At 38.1% G+C, this 20,071-nt stretch carries 20 protein-coding genes and 1 tRNA gene; 17 read left to right on the top strand and 4 right to left on the bottom strand.

The window, feature by feature from the left end; translation table 11 throughout:
* Positions 1–19 precede the first annotated feature (19 nt).
* Positions 20–1,204 (top strand): DUF1501 domain-containing protein, encoded by a 1,185-nt coding sequence (locus tag J2Y40_RS00765; RefSeq protein ID WP_309995868.1) that lies wholly within the window; start codon positions 20–22, stop codon positions 1,202–1,204.
* Between the two features lie 434 nt (positions 1,205–1,638).
* Here J2Y40_RS00765 and J2Y40_RS00760 read toward each other — a convergent pair whose 3' ends face one another.
* Positions 1,639–3,024 carry an RtcB family protein gene (locus J2Y40_RS00760; RefSeq protein WP_309995865.1) on the bottom strand — a complete coding sequence of 462 codons (1,386 nt, stop codon included), beginning with the start codon at positions 3,022–3,024 and terminating at the stop codon, positions 1,639–1,641.
* 379 nt (positions 3,025–3,403) lie between these two features.
* Here J2Y40_RS00760 and J2Y40_RS00755 point away from each other — a divergent pair, with 379 nt between their 5' ends.
* The 3 genes from J2Y40_RS00755 (at position 3,404) to J2Y40_RS00745 (ending at position 5,419) form a co-directional block, all read left to right on the top strand.
* Positions 3,404–3,736 carry a HopJ type III effector protein gene (locus tag J2Y40_RS00755; RefSeq protein ID WP_309995862.1) on the top strand — a complete coding sequence of 111 codons (333 nt, stop codon included), beginning with the start codon at positions 3,404–3,406 and terminating at the stop codon, positions 3,734–3,736.
* A 43-nt stretch (positions 3,737–3,779) separates the two neighbouring features.
* Positions 3,780–4,793: a YafY family protein gene (locus J2Y40_RS00750; RefSeq protein WP_153394454.1), complete on the top strand. Its 1,014-nt coding sequence runs from the start codon at positions 3,780–3,782 to the stop codon at positions 4,791–4,793.
* A gap of 488 nt (positions 4,794–5,281) precedes the next feature.
* Entirely contained in the window at positions 5,282–5,419 is a 138-nt protein-coding gene (locus tag J2Y40_RS00745) for a hypothetical protein (protein WP_185151952.1), read from the top strand.
* A gap of 175 nt (positions 5,420–5,594) precedes the next feature.
* Here the strand turns inward: J2Y40_RS00745 and cobC are convergent, their stop codons facing one another.
* Genes cobC through cobT form a run of 3 tightly spaced genes read right to left on the bottom strand, consistent with a single transcriptional unit; the run spans position 5,595 to position 7,921 of the window.
* Complete coding sequence (gene cobC / locus J2Y40_RS00740) at positions 5,595–6,149, bottom strand: alpha-ribazole phosphatase (protein WP_153394456.1); 555 nt, start codon at positions 6,147–6,149, stop codon at positions 5,595–5,597.
* Entirely contained in the window at positions 6,134–6,916 is a 783-nt protein-coding gene (locus J2Y40_RS00735) for an adenosylcobinamide-GDP ribazoletransferase (protein ID WP_153394458.1), read from the bottom strand. Before J2Y40_RS00735 ends, cobC begins: the two co-directional genes overlap by 16 nt.
* The gene (gene cobT, locus J2Y40_RS00730) at positions 6,917–7,921 is read right to left on the bottom strand and encodes a nicotinate-nucleotide--dimethylbenzimidazole phosphoribosyltransferase (protein WP_309995857.1); all 1,005 of its coding nucleotides are present in this window, start codon (positions 7,919–7,921) and stop codon (positions 6,917–6,919) included. It lies immediately after the preceding gene.
* A gap of 273 nt (positions 7,922–8,194) precedes the next feature.
* On the opposite strand from cobT, the gene J2Y40_RS00725 reads away from it, so the two are divergent.
* From J2Y40_RS00725 to J2Y40_RS00665, 13 genes are all read left to right on the top strand, one after another.
* Positions 8,195–8,947, top strand: coding sequence for a nucleotidyltransferase domain-containing protein (locus J2Y40_RS00725; RefSeq protein ID WP_309995853.1), 753 nt, complete (start codon positions 8,195–8,197; stop codon positions 8,945–8,947).
* A gap of 1 nt (position 8,948) precedes the next feature.
* The gene (locus J2Y40_RS00720) at positions 8,949–9,623 is read left to right on the top strand and encodes a hypothetical protein (RefSeq protein WP_153394464.1); all 675 of its coding nucleotides are present in this window, start codon (positions 8,949–8,951) and stop codon (positions 9,621–9,623) included.
* A gap of 10 nt (positions 9,624–9,633) precedes the next feature.
* A complete protein-coding gene (locus tag J2Y40_RS00715) occupies positions 9,634–10,263 on the top strand; it encodes a hypothetical protein (protein ID WP_309995848.1) in 630 nt (209 codons plus the stop codon).
* 14 nt (positions 10,264–10,277) lie between these two features.
* The gene (locus J2Y40_RS00710) at positions 10,278–10,922 is read left to right on the top strand and encodes a hypothetical protein (protein ID WP_309995845.1); all 645 of its coding nucleotides are present in this window, start codon (positions 10,278–10,280) and stop codon (positions 10,920–10,922) included.
* Positions 10,919–11,650, top strand: coding sequence for an ATP-grasp domain-containing protein (locus J2Y40_RS00705; RefSeq protein WP_153394469.1), 732 nt, complete (start codon positions 10,919–10,921; stop codon positions 11,648–11,650). Before J2Y40_RS00710 ends, J2Y40_RS00705 begins: the two co-directional genes overlap by 4 nt.
* Before the next feature lie 137 nt (positions 11,651–11,787).
* Complete coding sequence (locus tag J2Y40_RS00700; RefSeq protein WP_309995840.1) at positions 11,788–12,444, top strand: hypothetical protein; 657 nt, start codon at positions 11,788–11,790, stop codon at positions 12,442–12,444.
* A 154-nt stretch (positions 12,445–12,598) separates the two neighbouring features.
* A tRNA-OTHER gene (locus tag J2Y40_RS00695) sits at positions 12,599–12,729 on the top strand.
* Between the two features lie 102 nt (positions 12,730–12,831).
* Complete coding sequence (locus J2Y40_RS00690) at positions 12,832–14,208, top strand: TROVE domain-containing protein (RefSeq protein ID WP_309995837.1); 1,377 nt, start codon at positions 12,832–12,834, stop codon at positions 14,206–14,208.
* Between the two features lie 76 nt (positions 14,209–14,284).
* Positions 14,285–14,995 (top strand): hypothetical protein, encoded by a 711-nt coding sequence (locus J2Y40_RS00685; RefSeq protein ID WP_309995834.1) that lies wholly within the window; start codon positions 14,285–14,287, stop codon positions 14,993–14,995.
* A gap of 6 nt (positions 14,996–15,001) precedes the next feature.
* Entirely contained in the window at positions 15,002–15,415 is a 414-nt protein-coding gene (locus J2Y40_RS00680) for a hypothetical protein (protein WP_309995831.1), read from the top strand.
* A gap of 122 nt (positions 15,416–15,537) precedes the next feature.
* The gene (locus J2Y40_RS00675) at positions 15,538–16,776 is read left to right on the top strand and encodes a hypothetical protein (protein WP_309995827.1); all 1,239 of its coding nucleotides are present in this window, start codon (positions 15,538–15,540) and stop codon (positions 16,774–16,776) included.
* Positions 16,752–19,010 (top strand): MarR family transcriptional regulator, encoded by a 2,259-nt coding sequence (locus J2Y40_RS00670; RefSeq protein ID WP_309995825.1) that lies wholly within the window; start codon positions 16,752–16,754, stop codon positions 19,008–19,010. Before J2Y40_RS00675 ends, J2Y40_RS00670 begins: the two co-directional genes overlap by 25 nt.
* Positions 18,985–20,043 (top strand): DNA polymerase beta superfamily protein, encoded by a 1,059-nt coding sequence (locus tag J2Y40_RS00665; protein ID WP_309995822.1) that lies wholly within the window; start codon positions 18,985–18,987, stop codon positions 20,041–20,043. The genes J2Y40_RS00670 and J2Y40_RS00665 overlap by 26 nt, the downstream gene beginning before the upstream one ends.
* The last annotated feature ends 28 nt before the right edge of the window (positions 20,044–20,071 follow it).

Below are 20,071 nucleotides of genomic sequence, written 5' to 3'. Positions count from 1 at the left end.
ATAACCAAAATCAAGAAGTATGTTAATTAAAAGAAGAGAATTCCTCAAAATAAGTTCACTGGCCGCAGCTTCACTGATGATGCCTGATTTTTTAAAAGCAATGACACTTGACGGTGCATTGGAACAGAATCAGAAAATCCTGATCGTCCTTCAGTTCACAGGCGGTAATGACGGTTTGAACACTATTATTCCAATAAAAAATGATATTTATTTCAGGGAAAGAAACAGCATCGCTATCAAAGATTCTCTGACACTGAATGATGAAACGGGAATTAATCCCGCCCTTTCTTATTTTAAAGAACTTTTTGATAACGGTGAACTTTCTGTAATGAATAATGTTGGCTATCCTGAGCCTGATAAGTCCCATTTCAGAAGTATGGACATCTGGCATTCCGCAAGCCGGAGTGATGAGTTTCTGGAAACCGGATGGATAGGCCGTTTTCTGGATGAAGAATGTTACCGCTGTGAACATCCTACCCAGGCTCTGGAAGTAGATGATATGCTGAGCCTGGCCCTGAAAGGCGAAAATAACAAAGCTTTCGCGTTCAAAGATCCCAAAAGGCTCTATCAGACCAGTCAGGAAAAATATTTCAAGGCTTTGTATGACCACCATCATGAAGATGAAACGGTTTCTTATTTATATCAAACACTAGGTTCCACTATCAATAACGCCGACTATATTTTTGAAAAAAGTAAAGCTAAAAAAACGGATCAGATCTATCCTGGTTCACAGTTAGGAAAAGATTTCCGGACTGTAGCTTCTCTGATCAAATCTGATATCAACACCCAGGTATATTACCTTTCTGTAGGAAGTTTTGATACCCATGTCAACCAGAATGAAAGACAGAAAAAACTGTTCAGCGACATCAATGAAGCCATAAAATCTTTTGTAGCCGATATGAAAAGTAACGGACTTTTCGACAATATTCTTCTGATGACCTTCTCGGAATTCGGACGTCGTGTAGCCCAGAATGCCAGCAACGGAACTGATCACGGAACTGCCAATCAGATGTTTTTTATCAGTGGCGGACTTAAGAAGAAAGGACTTCTGAATGCTCTCCCCAACCTTCAGCAGCTCAATCAGGGTGATTTGATTTATACTGAGGATTTCAGAAAAGTGTACGCTACCATCCTGAAAAACTGGCTTAAAGCAGATTCTTCCAAAGTGCTGGGCTGGAAAAACGGGGTTTATGATTTTATATGATGATTTTGAATGTTGATTGATCTGGTTTGTTGGATTTGCGCAAGGACGCAAGATTATTTTTACATTCTATATGGATTTTTATTATTTAGGCGGACTAAAGTCCACCTCTATTGAATAAATTCTACAGTATAGAAAATGTTTGTCTATTTTTTTCTCTCGCAAATTTTGCAGATTTCGCAGATTCTTCTTTTGTGTCTATTGACTACATTAAACCTTCGGTTTGTGGTTTTAAAAGTTTCCCACGGATCTCTCAGATAACACAGATTTTTATGGAGATGAGTTTGCTGAAAATCTTTGATTTTCTTGCACCTTAAAAGCAGCACAATAGTTTAAAAGTCTTGCGTCATCGCGAAGATCCAACAAAAATAAACCTCACAGATCCATAAAAGGACCCATAAGGTTTACATGGTAATATCATTTACTGATCTATAAGTCTATGCTTTTCTATATTTCTTTTTATTCTTCCAGGGCGCATTTTTACCGACATCCCCTGCCATGATACATCCGTACGGCATCACCTCATCCAGTACTTCACACAATTCGTATTCCTCGATCTGTGCTCTTACGTTTTTAGCACTTTTATAGGCACTTGGCAACTCGGAAATATCAATTTCATTAGAGAAGAAACGGATATCAAGTCCTTTGGTTTCTTCCTCAAAGATTTCTTCTGTTGTCTTATGGGCAAGGGACCTTTTATGCTGGCTTCTGCTGAAATTTCTTCCGGCTCCATGCGGGGCAAATCCAAGGTTTCTTTCATTGGTTTTTCCCTGAACAATCAATACCGGTTCTGCCATATTTAGTGGAATCAATCTTGGTCCTGTAATATCCGGCATGAATTTATCATCCAGCGGAGTAGCTCCTTTAGCATGATAAAACAGGTCTCCATCCCTGAAAACGAAATTATGCTCATTCCAGTATCTGTTTTCTTTTTCTGTTTCCAGTTTGTTCAAAATTGCATCATGAATGGAAGTATGGTTTTCCTTCGTCCATTTTCTGATCAGCTGCAGGGCTTCCCAATATTCTTTACCTTCTTCGGTATCGTAAGGAATCCATGCATTTTCTCTTAGGGTTTCAGGAGAAATTTCCTGTCTGAAACGGTTGGCCACCTTCATTCCTTTATCATATAATGCAGCCCCCGGAGCTCTTGATCCGTGGTGGGTAACCAACATTGTATTTCCGGTATTTTTAGAAATTCCAACGAACAGGAAATGGTTTCCGTCACCCTGTGTTCCCATATGAGAACGGGCGATACTGATGAGTTTTTCATCATTTAAGAATTCATTTTCTCTGAAAGCATCCATTAGTTCCTGAGACATCGGCATCTGCTCTCCTCTCGCTCTTCCTCCATATCCGAAATGCGTCACGGAATGCGCGGCATCCAGCACTTCTTTAGGGTCAGCTTTTCCAAAATCTGTAAGCATCACCGAACAACAGATATCCGCGCTATGGAATCCTGGATGGATCGCGTTTTTAGCGACAACCACTCCACCCACCGGAATCTGGCCTTCAGGACCTGTAGGACAGGCATCCGGCATAATAGCTCCTGCCATTAATGTAGGGGTTTTCATCAGCACATTCATGGTTTTGATTACTTTTTCTACATTATCGTTTTCACTTTCATGTTCTGCTCTGATATTGATCACAAAATCTTTCGGTGCATCATGAAGCGGAATCAGGTCTGGCTGCTTAAACTGTTCCAGATATTGTTTGGTCTGGGTTTCATCCAGATTATTTTCATTGATATAAGCAATGGCCTCTTTAAACCATTTTGCTGGTCTATACCCTAATTCAATCAGTTCGTTTCCTGTAATTGTATTCATTTTATTTGGTTTTTAATTTTTCAGAGCCTTATCTGTCTTCATTTCTGGTTTTATTATCCTATTCAGGCAAAGCTGCTACAATTTATTGTTATTCATTTCTATGTAACCCTGGTGAGATTCGAACTCACATTCCCGATTGGCATTGAGGCTGTAAATACGCTTCCCTACTTTTCTGAAAATTTCGGTGCATCTGTAAACTCTACCCATTAGTCCGCGCAGGTCTAACCGGAATATCCTCAAACTCTACGAATACGTAAATTTTTCCGTAGGCTTTTCCTTTTAAGCTACAAGGTCATTTTGATGATGCAAAGTAACAACACAAGTACGCAATAGTTGTGCGCAGATGAAAAAATTTAATTATTTTTGAAAAAAAATATGCATGTTATCAGAAATAGTAAAAAACAACCCAGAGTCTATTCAGTTCAAAGAAGTTATCGCTTATATTGACGAGCATTATGATTTTACTCCTACTGCATTTAAAAACGGAAACACAATGAATGAGGCCGGACAGAACAACGGTTCGTGCAAAGTTTTCAGTTTTGCAAAACTTCAGAAACTATCCAAAGAACAAACTCTTCCACTTTTTGCAGAATTCTACAGAGAGGATGTTTTAAAAAATCCCGAAGGAACGGACCACCAGAACATCAGAAACTTTATGGAATATGGATGGGACGGAATTGTCTTTGAAGGAGAAGCCCTGAAAGAGAAGTAATGATAAGATAAATTCTCACTCACCCTTTTAAAAACGTACAACCATGTCATCCAATAAAAACGCACTGATCCGCTATAAAACGCTGGATAAATGTTTAAAAAACAAGTACCGGAAATACACTCTGGAAGATCTTATCGACGAATGTTCCGAAGCCCTTTTTGAGTTTGAGGGGAAAGAATCTTATGTAAGCAGACGTACTGTTCAGCTCGACCTTCAGAATATGCGCAGTGAGAAATTCGGATATGAAGCGCCAATTGAGGTATATGAAAGGAAATATTACCGTTACAGCGATCCTGAGTACAGTATTCATAATATTTCAGTGAACGAAAGTGATCTGAAAGCCATGAACAATGCCATACAGATCCTGAAGCAGTTCAAAGATTTTTCAATGTTCAAAGAGATGAACGGGGTGATTCAGAAACTGGAAGATTCGATTCATTCCACCAGCCAGAAATCCATTATCCATCTTGATAAAAATGAACAGCTGAAAGGTCTGGAACATATTGATATTCTTTACGAAAGCATTGCCAATAAAAAAGTTTTAAATATTCTGTACCGCAGTTTCACAGCAAAGGAATCCAGCAGTTACCTTGTACATCCGCAGTTATTGAAAGAGTTTAACAACCGATGGTTCCTCATCTGCATCCATAAAGGCAAAATATATAACCTTGCTTTGGACAGAATGGAAAAAATAACCCCGGAAGAAGATCTGCCTTATATTGATAAAGATCTGGACGGTGATGAATATTTTAAAGATATTGTAGGAGTGACAGTTTCTGAAGGTATGGCTCCTAAAAACGTCATTTTCTTCGTCGACTCTTCCAATTCTCCTTATATAAAGACCAAGCCTCTGCACAAGAGTCAGGAAATCATCAGCGAAACAGAAGAGGGCACATTATTTAAAATTTGTGTTCAGATTAACTTTGAGCTGGAAAGACTGCTGCTGGGTTTCGGAGAATCTCTGATTGTTCATAAACCCCGGAAGCTGAGGTTGAGAATGGAGGAAAAGTTTAAAGCCGGATATGGAAATTATAAAAATCTGGATATTCCGGATTAAAACGGATAAGCTTTGAATCTGCAATTATTTTCTCAGCGGATTGACCTTACTATTAAACCTTATAGTTCCTTTTAAGGATTTGTAAGGTTTATTTTTTGGGATTTTCGCAAGGTTTTTAAACTATCATGATGTTTTTAAGGCGCAAGAAAATCAAAGATTTTCGGTGTGCTCATCTCCATAAAAAGTCTGTGTCAAAAGAATCTGCAAAATTTGCGAGAGAAAAAAGCTGTAGAATATATTCAATAGAGGTGGACTTTAGTCCGCCTAAATAATAAAAACCCAATCCTTTGGCTTTAGCCTAAATTTCTACAGCAAATACGCCATCTGCACAATAAGCGAGCGAATAAAATATGGATTAAGATCTGTGTCATCTGGGGTAATCTGTGAGAAACCATTAAGCCCAATAAAAGCCCTGCCCTACAAAGCCGATCTCAGGGAAAATAAAAAATGGCTTAGAAATTGTATTTACTTACCTATAAAATAACACTATGAAATCAAGAATATTTAAAGCCCTGATTGCTATTATAGCTCCGATTGCTATAGAATATATTGTAAAGAAAATATCAGAGAGATTTGATAAAAAAGAAGGGGAAAAACCAAAGGAACCCAAACAGATTACTGCTTAAACAAAGGTAGTTAAAATTTAAAATTGTTGAAAAGAGGTTGTCATATATTGAACAGCCTCTTTTTTTCTGCTGACGGTATAAATTATAAGTAATGAATAATGAGCAATAAGTAATACCCTTTATTTTTATTAATTACAGGCTTAAATTCTTACAAATTTTCCTGACTGTTTTACTCCTACAAATTCAGTCCTTTTACAGAAAAGTATCCGTCTTTCACCTCAATAACGGTTCTCTTTCCGTAGCCGATCTGCAATTTAAACATATTATCTAACGGGAACAGAAGAATTACCTGCAGGATGAGCCGTATTACGCCTGCATGGGTTATCAAAAGGATCTTATCTCTATCTTCAACAGCGGCAAGTTCATTCCAGAAATTGATAACACGAGACTGCATTTCCAGAAGATTTTCACCTTGTGAAGCTTTTACGTGAATAAAATCTTCATACCAGGGATTGATCTCTTCTTCCGGAATTTCTGTCCACGGTTTCATTTCCCAGGTTCCGAAATTCATTTCGCGCAGTCTTTCATCTGTGGTATAATTCATCTGAAGATACTCTGCTAAAAGGGTACACCGCTGGGAAGGACTTGAAATCACCCTGTCAAAGTTTCGCTCCAGCTTCAGATTCTTAAAATCTTCAATATAGTTTTCCTTTAAAGGCATTTCTGCAAATCCATAACATAAGTTCGACGGATTTTCTACTGCGGTATGGCGGATCAGATGAATTTCCATACAATCATTGTTCCAAGGTAAAACAAAACTTCACTCACTTGCTGTACAGATCCAAGGCAGTCTCCTGTATAACCGCCGATGTGTTTCTTAAAATACCAGCCCATACAGATTTTTCCAATATATGCCAATACGAATGCCACAATCAGACGGGGATCCGGAATCAGGGCAAAAGCCACTAATACACTGAAAAAGCTCACCAATAAAGATATTCCATTCAAAGGCCTGTTGGCCAACGGTTTTGATTTGCTGACATCAATATCCGTCACATATTGGTGGGTATAGATCATCGTTCCTGAAATAAAGCGGCTGGCCGTATGAGCAAGAACAATAATGCTGAATGTCGGGATCAGATCCATGTTTCCCAATGCTTTGATACTAAAAAACTTCAGAGAAAATAACAGTATAATTCCTACTGCCCCATAAGCTCCTACCCTACTGTCTTTCATAATGGTGAGGATCTTTTCTTTTCCGTAGCCGCCTCCGAAACTGTCACAGACATCCGTAAAACCGTCTTCATGGAAAGCTCCGGTAAGCAGAACACTGGAAATCATCATCAGGACAATGGCAATATCCAGGTTAAAAATATGATAGGAAAGATAGAGGACAACAGCATTAATAAGCCCGACCAGCAGCCCTACCCAGGCAAAATATTTCTGCGACTGGTTCATAATTTCCCCGGAATACGGAATCTTGAACGGAACCGGAATTCTCGTAAAGAACATCAGGGCCGTTGCAAAATAGATCAGTTCGTTTTTTACCGCTTTCATTTATTCTTTATTTGAAACATGAGCATCTTCAAAACTTGACATTTCATTCAGAAAATTCACGGCACTTTGTATCAATGGATAAGCCAGTGCACAGCCTGTTCCTTCTCCCAAACGCAGGTTAAGATTTAACAGTGCCTTCTGCTCCAAAAGTTCAAGAAGCTTCTGATGGGCATTTTCATCACTGACATGACAGAAGATACAGTTTTTCAGGATCTCAGGATTCTTTTTCGAGACTGCTGCTACAGCCATACTGGCGATAAAGCCGTCCACCATGATAAGCATATTCTGTTGAAAGGCTTCTTCCACAGCTCCCATCATCTGTACAATTTCAAGTCCGCCAAAAGTCTGTGCCACCTCATCAGCCGTTTGAATATGAGCATATTGCTGTAAAACTTCGGATAAAATATTGATTTTACGTTGAAGCTGTTCATCATCAAGCCCGGTTCCTCTTCCTATACAATCCGCTGCGGGAAGATCAAAAAGCCTGCTCATCATCAATGAAGATGCAGAAGTATTCCCTATTCCCATTTCTCCGAAACCAATGATATTACAGCCCGTTTCAGCAATTTCCAATACCACGGCTCTTCCGTTTTCCAGAGCCTGGAGATATTCTTCTTTTGTCATAGCTGGCTCTTCAAGCATATTACGGCTGGATTTTCTTACCTTTTTATCGATCAGTTCAAGCCCTTCCGGAAAATCGAAATTCACTCCGGCATCCACAATCTTGATCTCTATTCCCTGGTGTCGGCAAAATACATTGATAGCAGCCCCGCCGCTCAGAAAATTCATCACCATCTGATACGTTACTTCCTGCGGATAGGCACTCACTCCTGCCGAAGCAATGCCGTGATCCGCAGCAAAAACAACCATGTGCGGATGTAAAAGCTGAGGTGAAATAGTTTTCTGAACCATTCCTATTTTATGAGCAAGAGATTCCAGATGTCCCAATGCTCCTAATGGTTTTGTTTTGAAGTCTATTTTATGCTGAAGTTCGGTGGCTAACATAAGTATAAAGTTGGATTTATTCGTGAAAGTGCAATATTAGTGAAATTGGGGAGGTTTTGGGGTAAATATGATGAGCTTTTGTTTTGAAAAAAAAGAAAAAAGAGAATAGACGAAGAGATGATAGACATTAAGATTTAAATGATAAGATTTTATAGACCGGCTGCCTGCACCTATTACCTATTACCTATTACCTATTACCTATTACCTATCATTTTCCGCCTGCGCAAAAAGACTACGCACTCTCCTCTTTACTTTGCCATAAAATTAAAAATAATGACACCTAAAATACTAGAAAAAATAAAAGAAATAGAGGAAGAACGCAGTGTGGAAGTACTTCTGGCTGTAGAATCAGGAAGCAGGGCCTGGGGTTTTGCCTCTCCGGACAGCGATTATGACATCCGCTTTATCTACCGTCATGAAAAAGATTGGTACCTTTCACCATGGGATAAAGATGAAACTATAGAATTTATGACCGAAGATGATCTGGATGGTTCCGGCTGGGACCTCAGAAAGACATTTCATCTGCTGTTGAAGTCGAATGCGGCTTTACTGAGCTGGTTTTATTCTCCGATCGTGTATAAAGAGAACAGAAAGTTTGTAGAATTATTCAGACCTTTGGCCGATGCCTGTTTTTCTCCGATAGCGGTTTCCTATCATTACCTGAGCATGAGCAAAAAGTATCTGGAAGCGTGCAGAAGTGATGAAGTAAAACTGAAAAGCTATTTTTACTGTCTGAGAACTGCGCTTACAGGAAAATGGATCATAGAAAGAGGAACGGTTCCTCCGGTTCTGTTCAGTAATCTGCTGGTTCTCACTGACGATCACACCCGAAGAAAAATAGAAAATCTTGTTTCTTTAAAAGCGACAAAAGGAGAATCCTATTACCATCCGAACGATTGGGAACTCTTCGGATTTCTGGAAAAAACAATTCTTGAAAATGAGGAAAGATCCAAAAACCTGGCTGGAGGAAAAGCAGATAAGAGTGAAATGGAAAGGGTTTTCAGAGAAATACTAAAAATAAGGTAACATGAAACTATTTCAATGGTTCAGAAAAGAAAAAGCAATGAAAAATAACAATACAGGATCTGGAATTCAGACAGGAAAAAATAACGACAATGTACCACCACATCCTTTTATTGAAAGATGTAAATACCTCAGAGAGGAATATGGATTGATTGTTCCTGATGTTTATATTTCATTTTTTACCCGGCATAAGGTATCAGAAAACAATTTCAGGTACAAATGTCTTTGGGATAATGAGATTTATGAAAGGGTATTTTATACCAAAGAATTTATTTTGTATGCTGTAAAAAGATATACGGAAATTCATGGCGAGCAAGCTGATTATGCCCATCTACAGGAAATTCTGGATGAAGCCCATTATGAATTTATCCTTAAAGAGAACAGGTTTGCAGCAGATCATATGGATATTTCTTTCATCGATCAATGCTATGAAGAACTGGAAAGAAACCAGGACTACCTTATGATAGGAATCGAAACCTATGCTGATTGCGGCGGTGCTGAATATATGATTATGACCAGTGATAAAAAAGGATATAGAGGAGGAAGCTATCATGGTATGTCTGAGGATCTGGATATTAATGGCATTACAATTACCTATGAAGTCCTGAATTATTATGGAACAGTTGGTGAAACCATTATAAAGGAACACTCATCTGCCAGGAATAACCAATCCTATTAAATAAAAAACAATGAAATTATTTCAATGGTTTAAAAATATGAGCGAGGAAACTCAAAATGTCCGGAGAAAAAAAGAATCCGAACCACCTCATCCTTTTATTGAACAATGCAGAGTTTTAAAAGAGGAATTCGGATTGGTAGTTCCTCCATCTGCTATTGACTCTCTGGTACGTTTCAATCTTCCAAAAGATCATTATTATTACAGTCCGTTCTGGCATTTTGATAACGATCACCTTGAAATATTTTTCACTGAGAAATTTATTGAACATGTTATAAATCGGTATCAGGAAGTACATGGCAAAGAAGTAGATTTAGCCCCACTTCAGGATTTACTGGATGAGATGAGGTATGAATTTAACCTGAAAGAAGACTGTTTTGATAACACTATTCAAGATTCGGGTTTCATCAATCAATGTTACAGAGAATTCAAAGATTCTGGTGAAGAACTGATTATTACGCTTGATTTCGATTTCCAAAATCTTGTTCTTACCACTGAACTGACAGGACAGGTCGGGCAGGATTATCCGGGTTTAAATACCTTATACAGAACGACTGCCGGAATCAGATATGAAGAGCTTCAGGATTACCAGTCGCTTGAAGAAGTTATCCGAAAAGTCCGGAATCAGGAAGGAACCTCCTAATTTGATTAAAAATAATGAAAGAATTATCACACAGAGCCTTAAATTTTCTGAAGAAGACCGAAAGGAAAAATGAACTCTGTATTGACAGAAAGCTGATTGAAAAGCATTTATCAGTATACCCTGTTAAAAATCCTTCGGAAATCCTCAGGTTTAATGAAAACTTTTCAGGGGTTACCATTGAAGGAGTTACCATGAGTATCTTTACTTCCAAACAAATCAAAGAACACAAAGGAGTGAATACTTATTATTGGGATGATGAAGTCTTATTTGCGATTGGTGATGATATCTATCTTTCCGAAAGTGGAAAGGTTACATTTAGAGACTGCGGATGTGAATCTTATGATTTCTTTTTTTACTCAGACAGCTTTGAAGTTCTCATAGAACATCAGGCTTTTTGGGAGGAATTCAGGTATTATAAATATCTTCCAGCTCTGGCCTATGAGATCACCTGTGACATTCATATGATTTCAGAATATTTTTCAGATTATGAAGAAATTGAAGAATGCTCCGATAGCTATCATTATCTTTGGAAAAACAGTCTGAATCTGGTTCATGCCCGGCTTTTTCCCGAAGGATGGTCTATTTACATTGACAGTCTTTCAGAAAATGCCCGCCATGAATTGATTTCATCATTAAAATCAGAAAACTTAATACCATGAAAAATATAATCGCGCTTTCTCCCATGTACACGGAAGACAGCAACAATCTGAAAAAAGCATCCCTCAACTCTCCTTATGAACTGAACCGGTTTAATGCCCAATGGAAGGTTCCGGAAGAATTCCGTTCTGATGTCATTGGCGTATACGGAGAAGATATTTATGCAGAGATTGTTGCCGGGCAGTGCGGACTGACCCTTACCAAACCGGATGATGACTGGATGGTTCATATTTCAGAAGAATTTACCCAACGGAAAATTTCCTACGGCCGGCTGAAAGACTTTACAGATCTGGAAAACATTTTCATCAAATGTGCAGATTTTAAAAGCTTTAAAGCAGGGGTTTATGATAAAATAACTGATATCAAGGGTTTTGACACCGTTGACCCTGAAAGTACCGTCTTTATTTCGGAAGTGGTGGAATGGGAACTTGAAGTGCGATGCTTTGTATTGAACGGGAAAATAAAAACCCATTCGTCCTATTGGAGGAATAATACTTTTGATACCAATCCGCTTTCTGAAACAGAAGAGCAGGAAATGTTCTCATTTTTTGAGAAATTCATCAGACAATACGCCTCTACCCTTCCCAAAGCGGTTGTTCTGGACTTTGGAATCATTCAGGGAAAAGGCTGGGCTCTCATTGAAGCGAATCCCGCCTGGTGTTCCGGTTTATATGCCTGTGATGCAGAAAAAGCCCTGGAGGTGATTGTGGAAAGCAGTATTAAACATTAGAAAAAACCATTAAGAGAAATGAACGTTTTAAGTCAATAAATATGCTGTAACAGCAGCGATTTTAATTTTTAACGGATTCATGATCTTAATGGTTTCCTTTTATCCGGTCCTTTTGTATTTTAGTGGAAAATATAAATATGAAATACCTTTCCATTCTATGGATCTTTACCCTGCTTTTATCCTGTATCGGAAAGGAAGGGAATAAAAAAGATCTCCAACTTACCGCCCCACACCAGAAAACAGTGGCTAAAAAAGACTCAACAGTATCTGCAGTTCCTGCAACTACAAAAATTCCAAAAGACAGCCTGAATGAAGTTATGCAGGAAGATGATATTCTCTTCAACGGTAAGCTGAAAAGATTCTTTTCCCTCAATGATTTTGAAAAAGTATTTGGAAAGGCAGACAGCATTAAACTGATGTCTGAAGAAGCACCCTGCACCTATATTTTTGAAAACCCTGACGGAAGCAAAGATATGAACGACCGGTATCTCTATAAAAACGGTTCCCGTTTTGAAAACACTCAAAATAAAGTTGCGGTAGATGAATTCAGGTTTCTTAATGGAAATTATATCCTGTACAAAGGCATTAAAATTGATGCCCGGACAACTCTTAACGATCTGAAGCCCATTTTTCCTAATGCCATCAGAAATATCGGCACACTGGATGTGTATGAAGAAGGTAAATTCCAGGTGATACAACTCAGGGAAGACCATGAAGGAATTTCAGACGGGCATCTTAATTTATTTTTTAAAAACAACAGGATCTTTTTTATGCACTGGTGGTTTCCATGCTAGCTGCCCTCAAATCCTAGTAACAACAGGTATTTTTCTTTTATCAATTATCAATTGAATTTCGGTTAAAGCAAATATTTTTTGAAAAAATTTCAAACATTTTTCATTACGCAAAAACATTGCGCATTACCCTCTTTACTTTGCATCATCAATAAGGAAGGCCGTAGCTCAGTTGGGTAGAGCAACGTAAACATACTTTATTAAATTTTAACCCGTGAAATGGGTGTGATGATAAAGTTACTTCGCTTCGTAAGCCGTGGGTCGCCGGTTCGAATCCGGCCGGTCTTCCTGATGATGAAGCGGTGTGAGATTAAGGTTACTTCGATTCCCAAAAAAACACCTTAATCAATGTTTAACCGCTTCTTTTTTATGAATGCAAAAACTAATGGTATGTCAAAATTTAACACAAGAAAAACAGGATTCGAATCTGGTATTATTGCCGGAAAACTTACTGATACAGCAGGAAAATATTCTGATTACGAGCTGTTGAGAAGAGTAACCCTTGCCAATATGCTTTTCGAATCAGATTATTATCAGTCTGCCGATGAGATCATGAATCAGATTGAGGATCTGTGTTACAGAGTAGACGGAGAACAGATCATTGAGCTGGCTCTGGAATGCCGTTTCGAACAGAAACTGAGACATACTCCTCTATGGCTGCTTATTCTTGCTCATGAAATTCACGGAGTTCCCGTAAAAGATGCTGTGGCTAAAATTGCCAACCGTCCGGATATGACTATGGATCTTCTTCAGATGCTAAAGGCAAGAAATGGTTCATATAAAATGTCTAAATCCATTAAAAAAGGTCTGGCCAAAGCTTTTGATCAATATGATGAATACCAGATCGCCAAATATAAAAAAAGCAACCTGGAGTTATCCCTGGTAGACGTTGTCAATCTGGTACATCCAAAGCCAACTTCCCGAAATGAGCATGCTCTGAAAGCACTTATCGAAGATACTTTACAGCCTGCCAATACATGGGAAGCAGCCCTTTCTCAGGGTGCTGATAAAAAAGAAACATTTGAGAGAATGATAGGTGAAAAAAGTCTGGGTTCCCTCGCAATTCTGAGAAACCTGAGAAATATGGCCGAAGCAGGAGTTTCGAGACAGATTATAAAAACAGTGATATCACAGGTCAACAGCAGCTGGCTTACTCCGCTGAACTTTCTGTCTGCCCAGAAAAATGCTCCGGATTTCACGGCTGATATTGATGAAGCCATGAAAAACTGTTTTGCCCAGGAAAAAATTCAAGGAACAACCATCCTGGCGATTGATGTTTCCGGAAGTATGGGACAGGTCACTTCTTCCCAGTCTAAATTTTCAAGAATGGATCTTGCTTTTACCATGGCAGCCGCAGGTTCTTATATTTTTGAAGATATGATCCTAGTATTCACCGCCGGAAACGATGGTAATAGAAAAGGAAAGCATATGCTGTGGAGCAATGGTAAAGGTCTTGGACTTTTCAACAGCTATCAGCAGATTCACCAGGAATTAGGCGGAGGTGGCATCTTTACCTATCAGTTATGTGAATGGCTGAAAGAAAAAGGATATGCAAAAGATGCAGAAAGGCTGGTGGTGATCTCTGATAGCCAGGATATCGATGCGCATTACGGACTGGACAGAAAGCCGGATACATCGGCTTATAAAAATTCATATATCATTGATATTTCAACCCATACCCACGGTATAAAAACAGGAAACTGGACCGCAGAGATCAATGGATGGAGTGATAAAGTATTTCATTATATTAAGGCTCTGGAAAATTAAGATTTTCCGGAGCTTTTTACACGAAGCACTTTACCTATTTTTAAGTGAAAACTTTATGCAAAAAACTAATCAACTCATGAACTATAAAATCATCTGTAACGAAGAAAAATTAAGAGAATTTATTGAATGGCTTCCGGATCTGAAACCTAATGAACACTATTATGTACAACTTCTGGCCCGGAAAAAATACAATCCGGAAACAGGACTGAAAGCAGATAAAGCCCAGCTAAAACGTTTTACGGCAACCAAAGAAATGCTTTTTCATAAAATCAGACAGCTTGAACTTCCTCTCGGTCTGTATGAATCCGGCGGAGTTGGGGTTTCACAGGATAATCTTGCCGTATACATTACCCCGAATCCAAGGGATCTTCATAAAGCTTCCCTGCTTCTGATGCGGGAAATTTCCGAAAGGCTGATCCGTAATGATAATGCCATCAATCCTCATACCCTGTCTTTAAACCTCATCCAGACCTCCACATCAAGGAAGGTTTTCTTTGACCTGGATATTGATTTCAGAACCGGGGATCATCAGAAGGTTATTGATCAATTCAGAGCTGATATAGAAAATGTCATCAATGCGGATTGTCTTACATTTATCAAAACCCATGGCGGACTGCACTGCCTCATCAAAACAGAAGCTATCGGAAAGGAATATCAGAAAAGCTGGTACCAGAAGGTTTCTCAGCTAACCTGTGATCAATATGAAGTAACGATGAATGGTGATAATGTGCTTCCTATAGCGGGTTGCATCCAGGGAATTGAGTTTTCACCTTATTTTTTAAATTAAACTGCTATGTGTGCATCCGGCAATGAAATAAAATTCTGCACCTGTATTGAGGGCAGTATTGATGAAGTAAAAAATATTTACATCTGGACTTTAAGCAGGTATATAGGTTCAAAAGAATCCATGAGGCGGGGAAAGATCGTGATACCTGTCAAAGATTTTGAAAATGGGATTTCTGCGGAAAATATCATATCAAAGTTAAATACGGAAAATATTTTCGATTTTGAATATACCGCTCAGGAAAGAGATACATTACACATCAGTTTTAATGCTGATACCACAGCAGAATATAAATATTTCAGCCTGATATTCCGGGATGGAAAATGGCAGGAAGGAAGAAATCCTTTTTTCACAAGCATTAGTAAAAAAATAGCCAGTGGTGAAATAAAACTCATTAATAAAAAAGAAATAAGGGAAGAATAGTTGTCATCTACGGCTCATAACCATTCATATTTTCATTCAAAAATTATAAGATGAAATTATCGTACGATAATTTTGTCGTATGATAAATTTATCGTACCTTTCTGATACCAAACATCCATATCATGAAAGAATTTTTTCCTCTTACTCCTTCAACAGGGACTTTAAAAGACGAGCAGATTATAGGCAGAGAAAAAGAGATCTATAATATTCTCAGAGCCTTAAGTGTACAAAGTATCACTCTGGAGGAAATGAGAAGAATGGGCAAAACCCTTCTTCTTAAAAAACTGGTTTATCTGTGTAACCACAATAAGGTTCCTGACCAATTTAAAAAGGAAAACTTCAAAGCCATTTATTTTTCTCTGCAGGGACAGCAAAATCTGGGCGAGGTTATAGATAAACTGATACAAGGCTTCAATGGTTTCAAAAAATGGTATAAGATAGACCTGGCCAAAACCGGAGAATTTATAGCCAAACTGGTAAGTTCCATCAAAGTTGATGTTTATGGAGCTGAATTTTCGGTTAATCTGCCGGAATATCAAAGAAGCTGGAAGAAAATCTTTTTTCAGACCTTAGAAAATGTGGGGGAAAATTTACAGAAAGATAACAGCAAGCTTATTCTGATATTGGATGAATTACCCATCATGCTGTGGGAATGGTATCAGGCAGGAAGACATGCAGAAGTTACTGAATTTCTTGATATTCTCAGAGAACGAAGACAGGAATTGGAAAACAAAGGCTTAAGATTTGTGTATTGTGGTTCTATTGGCATTAAAGTAATATTACAGACTTTAAGGAGAACATTAAATTATACGGGAGAGCCCACCAATGACATGAGAGAGTTCAATGTAACTTCTTTTTCAGAAGAAGAATCCTCGTTCTTAATGGAATGTTATCTTTTGTCCGGATATACGATTGATACAGGAAAAAAAGCGAAAATCTTTAAGTTGATCCATGAATTATGTGACGGACTTCCTTTTTATATCGCTCATCTGTTTCTTATCATTCAGTCGGAGTTCAATCTTGAGGTGAATGAAGACAATATACGAAAGTTCCATCACTTGATTTTAAATGATGCTTCCTATCAAAAAGCATTTAAACAGCTTACAGAACGTCTTGTGATCTATTATAAAGACGATTCAAAGCTGATGAGTAAAGTCCTTTCACTTATTTCCAGAGCAGACCATCCTGTTTCAGAATCAGAAATTATTACCCAGATAGATGCTGAAGATGAAAAAATTAAAAATATTCTGGAAATCCTGACGGAGGATCACTACTTTATTAAAACAGCAGGCAGCGATGGGAGAACATACAGTTTCAAATATAAAATTTTCAAAGAATGGTGGAGAATAAACAAAGCATAAATACGGTACTTTCATTCGGAGCGAAAAGTGTAAATCCTGAAATACTGGAACAACTGCTTACCGGAAGAGCCGCAGCAGCCGATTTTTTCGAAAATAAAGTCGATGCGATTGTAAAGAATAACAATAATCAGTTCTGGCTTATTATAGGACAGCGGGGAATGGGGAAAACCCACCTGATGAGCGTTTTACACTCCAGGATACAGCATTATGTAAAGGAAGGAAAGCTTAAGACGGCCTATTTTGCCGAAGAAGAATACGGGGTAGACAATTTTTTTGACTTTCTGCTGAGAATCTTAAATTCCTTTATTAAATGGTATGAAGAAGATCAGGTTTACCTCCAAAAAGAACTGGAAATATTGCAGAACACAGCAGCTTCCAGACAATTAAGCTATCTTGAAAATATCATCAAAACATTTACAGCTCAAAAGCCACTTCTTATTCTTGCTGAAAATTTCGGGGATATTCTGGAACAGATGGGCAGTGAAGAACAAGGCAGGTTAAGAGCATGGCTTTATGAAAATGATAACATCAATATCATAGCCACCAGCCAGTCCATTAGTGATGATTTCGACAGAGAGGACCGTCCGTTTTACGGTTTTTTCACCTTGTACTATCTTAAAAACTTGTCTTTCGAAGAAGCTTATTCTTTTTTACTTTCTTTAGCTGAAATAGAGAAAGACCAACCTCTTATCAACCATTTAAAAACAAAAGGAAAGCCTCAGGTTCGTGCCATCTTTGATCTGGTGAAAGGCAACCACCGTCTGCTGGTTACTTTTTATCATTTCCTTAAAGCTGACACCCTGGCCAAAGTATCAGAAAATTTCATTAAAACCATCAATGATCTGAAACCCTATTATGAAACTTATATCCGGTATCTTCCACCCCAGCAGCAGAAAATTTTACGGTACATCGCATTATCCCGGCGTCCCCAAAAAGGAACCGAAATATCAAAAAACTGTTTTATAGAACAAAAATCGTTAAGCAAGCAGCTAAGTGAACTCTCCAGAAAAAAACTGGTTGATGCCATTCCCGATCCTGCCGACAGGCGCAATAAGTTTTATGACATCACCGAACCTTTACTCAGGATCAGCATTGAAGTTGGAGAACACAAAGAGGGAATCACTTCTTTATTTATAGATTTCCTGGCGTATTACTACAATATTGAAGAGCTTGACAAAAGGAGCAAAAAGTTTAATGAACTTCTCCAGCACTGCAATGAAAAAGATCAGAAAAATATTTTATACGAAATCGAAGCTATTCATAAAGCATTGAATATAAAACAGGAAAAGCTGGATGCTATTTTTAATGAGCTTGCAGAATTAATTCAGAGAGAAGATTTCAAGAAAGCTGAAGAAGTTTATTTTACCAACCTGTCTGAAAACAGGGATGAATTGAACCTCCTTATTGCCATCTATTTACACAACGCCCATAAGTACGAAAAAGCAATCAGTTATTTCAGAAAAGTTAACGTTAATAAAAAGTCTTTTATTGCTTTGAATTCAACAAGCATATATAACTATTATACAGGATTTACCAATTCTTTGCTCAACTTATTTTTCACTACTGATGATTACCCATTATTACAGAAAGCCATTGAATTAACAGAAACCATGTACAAAAAACATGGAATAATGAGTCATGAATATGTTATGGCGAGAACAGCAATGGCAAAAAGTTTATTTGAAAACAATAAAAAATCAGAAGCAGAACCTATTGTAAACCATATCATTGATTTAGAATTCAACAGCTACTCAAATGAATATAAGTACCTGATCCTTGAACTGGTTTATGATTTATGGAACGGAGAAGAAAAGAAATTCACCTCCGAGTATCTGAATTATATAAAATCACTGTCTATAAAAGAAAGAATTGAGATTTATTCAAAATTAACCAGAAGGCCGCATTTCAAAATATTTTTCTTACTTTCTGCTACCATTGAGGAGGATATTCAAACAGGTGACCTGAATGAAATTCTTACGACCTGGATCACCAATATCCTGAGCTATTCAAACAGTCTAAAAGTAGATGAATTGATATATTTACTAGCATTCACAGCTAAAAATATTGAAAAGATCCCAGAAATGGCGATATTAGAAGCATATGCTCTTCTTTACAGAGAAGTAATCATTAATAAAAACAACTCCGCCCTTTACGAGCTTCCTAAAGAGCAAAGAGTTTTCTTTGAACAAAAAATCCTTAAACACCATCATGACTATTCAGGATCTGAAAAATAAAAACCTTATTCTCCTTGAAACCATTTCCGGAAGCCGCGCCTTCGGATTGGCCACCGAAAACTCCGACACAGACATCCGGGGTGTTTATTATTTACCGAAAAAAGATTTTTTCGGGTTGAATTATATTCCGCAGATTTCCAATGAAACCAATGATATTACGTATTATGAAATCGGAAGGTTTGTAGAGCTGCTTCAAAAAAACAATCCCAATATTCTGGAAATTCTGGCAACGCCTGAAGATTGTATTCTGCATAAAGATCCGCTGATGAACGCGCTTCGGTCTGAAGACTTCCTCTCTAAATTATGCAAAGACACCTTTGCAGGTTACGCTATTTCACAGATCAAAAAGGCGAAAGGGCTCAATAAAAAGATTCTTAATCCTATTGAAAAAGAAAGAAAATCCATTCTCGATTTCTGCTTCATTCTTGAAGGAGAAGGCTCTGTTCCCTTGAAAAAATGGCTTGCGGAAAACCATCTGCTTCAGGAAAACTGCGGACTGACCAATATCGGAAATACCAAAGGAATGCACGCCCTGTTCTATGATGAATCCGGTAATTTGGGCTATAAAGGAATTATCCAGCATGAAGAAGCCAACCAGGTTTCTCTTTCATCCGTTCCGAAAGGTGAAAATCCTAAAGCTTACCTCTTCTGCAATCTGGACTCCTACTCTACTTACTGCAAAGATTACAGGGAATACTGGAAATGGGTTTCCGAACGGAATGAAGACCGTTACAACGTTAATCAGCAGCACGGACAGAATTATGACAGTAAAAACATGATGCATACCATCCGACTTCTACAGTCCTGCGAGCATATCTTTAAAACCGGAACGGTAAAGATCCGGGTAGATAACCGGGATGAGCTTCTGGACATCAAAGCTGGAAATCAATCCTATGAAAGCGTGATGCAGAAAACAGAAAATCTGATCATATCTATTGAGCATTATTATTTAACATCCGGTCTACCCGACTTTCCGGACCTAGAAAAAACAACGGATATTTTAATAGAAATCAGAGAGAAGTTATATCAATAACAGCTGGAAGCTGGAAGAGGGAGGCTGG

It is taken from the genome of Chryseobacterium sp. 2987 (assembly GCF_031456375.1).
Taxonomy (GTDB): Bacteria; Bacteroidota; Bacteroidia; order Flavobacteriales; family Weeksellaceae; genus Chryseobacterium; species Chryseobacterium vaccae.
Note: the sequence above shows the minus strand (reverse complement) of the source record. Positions and strands in the feature narration are given on the sequence as shown.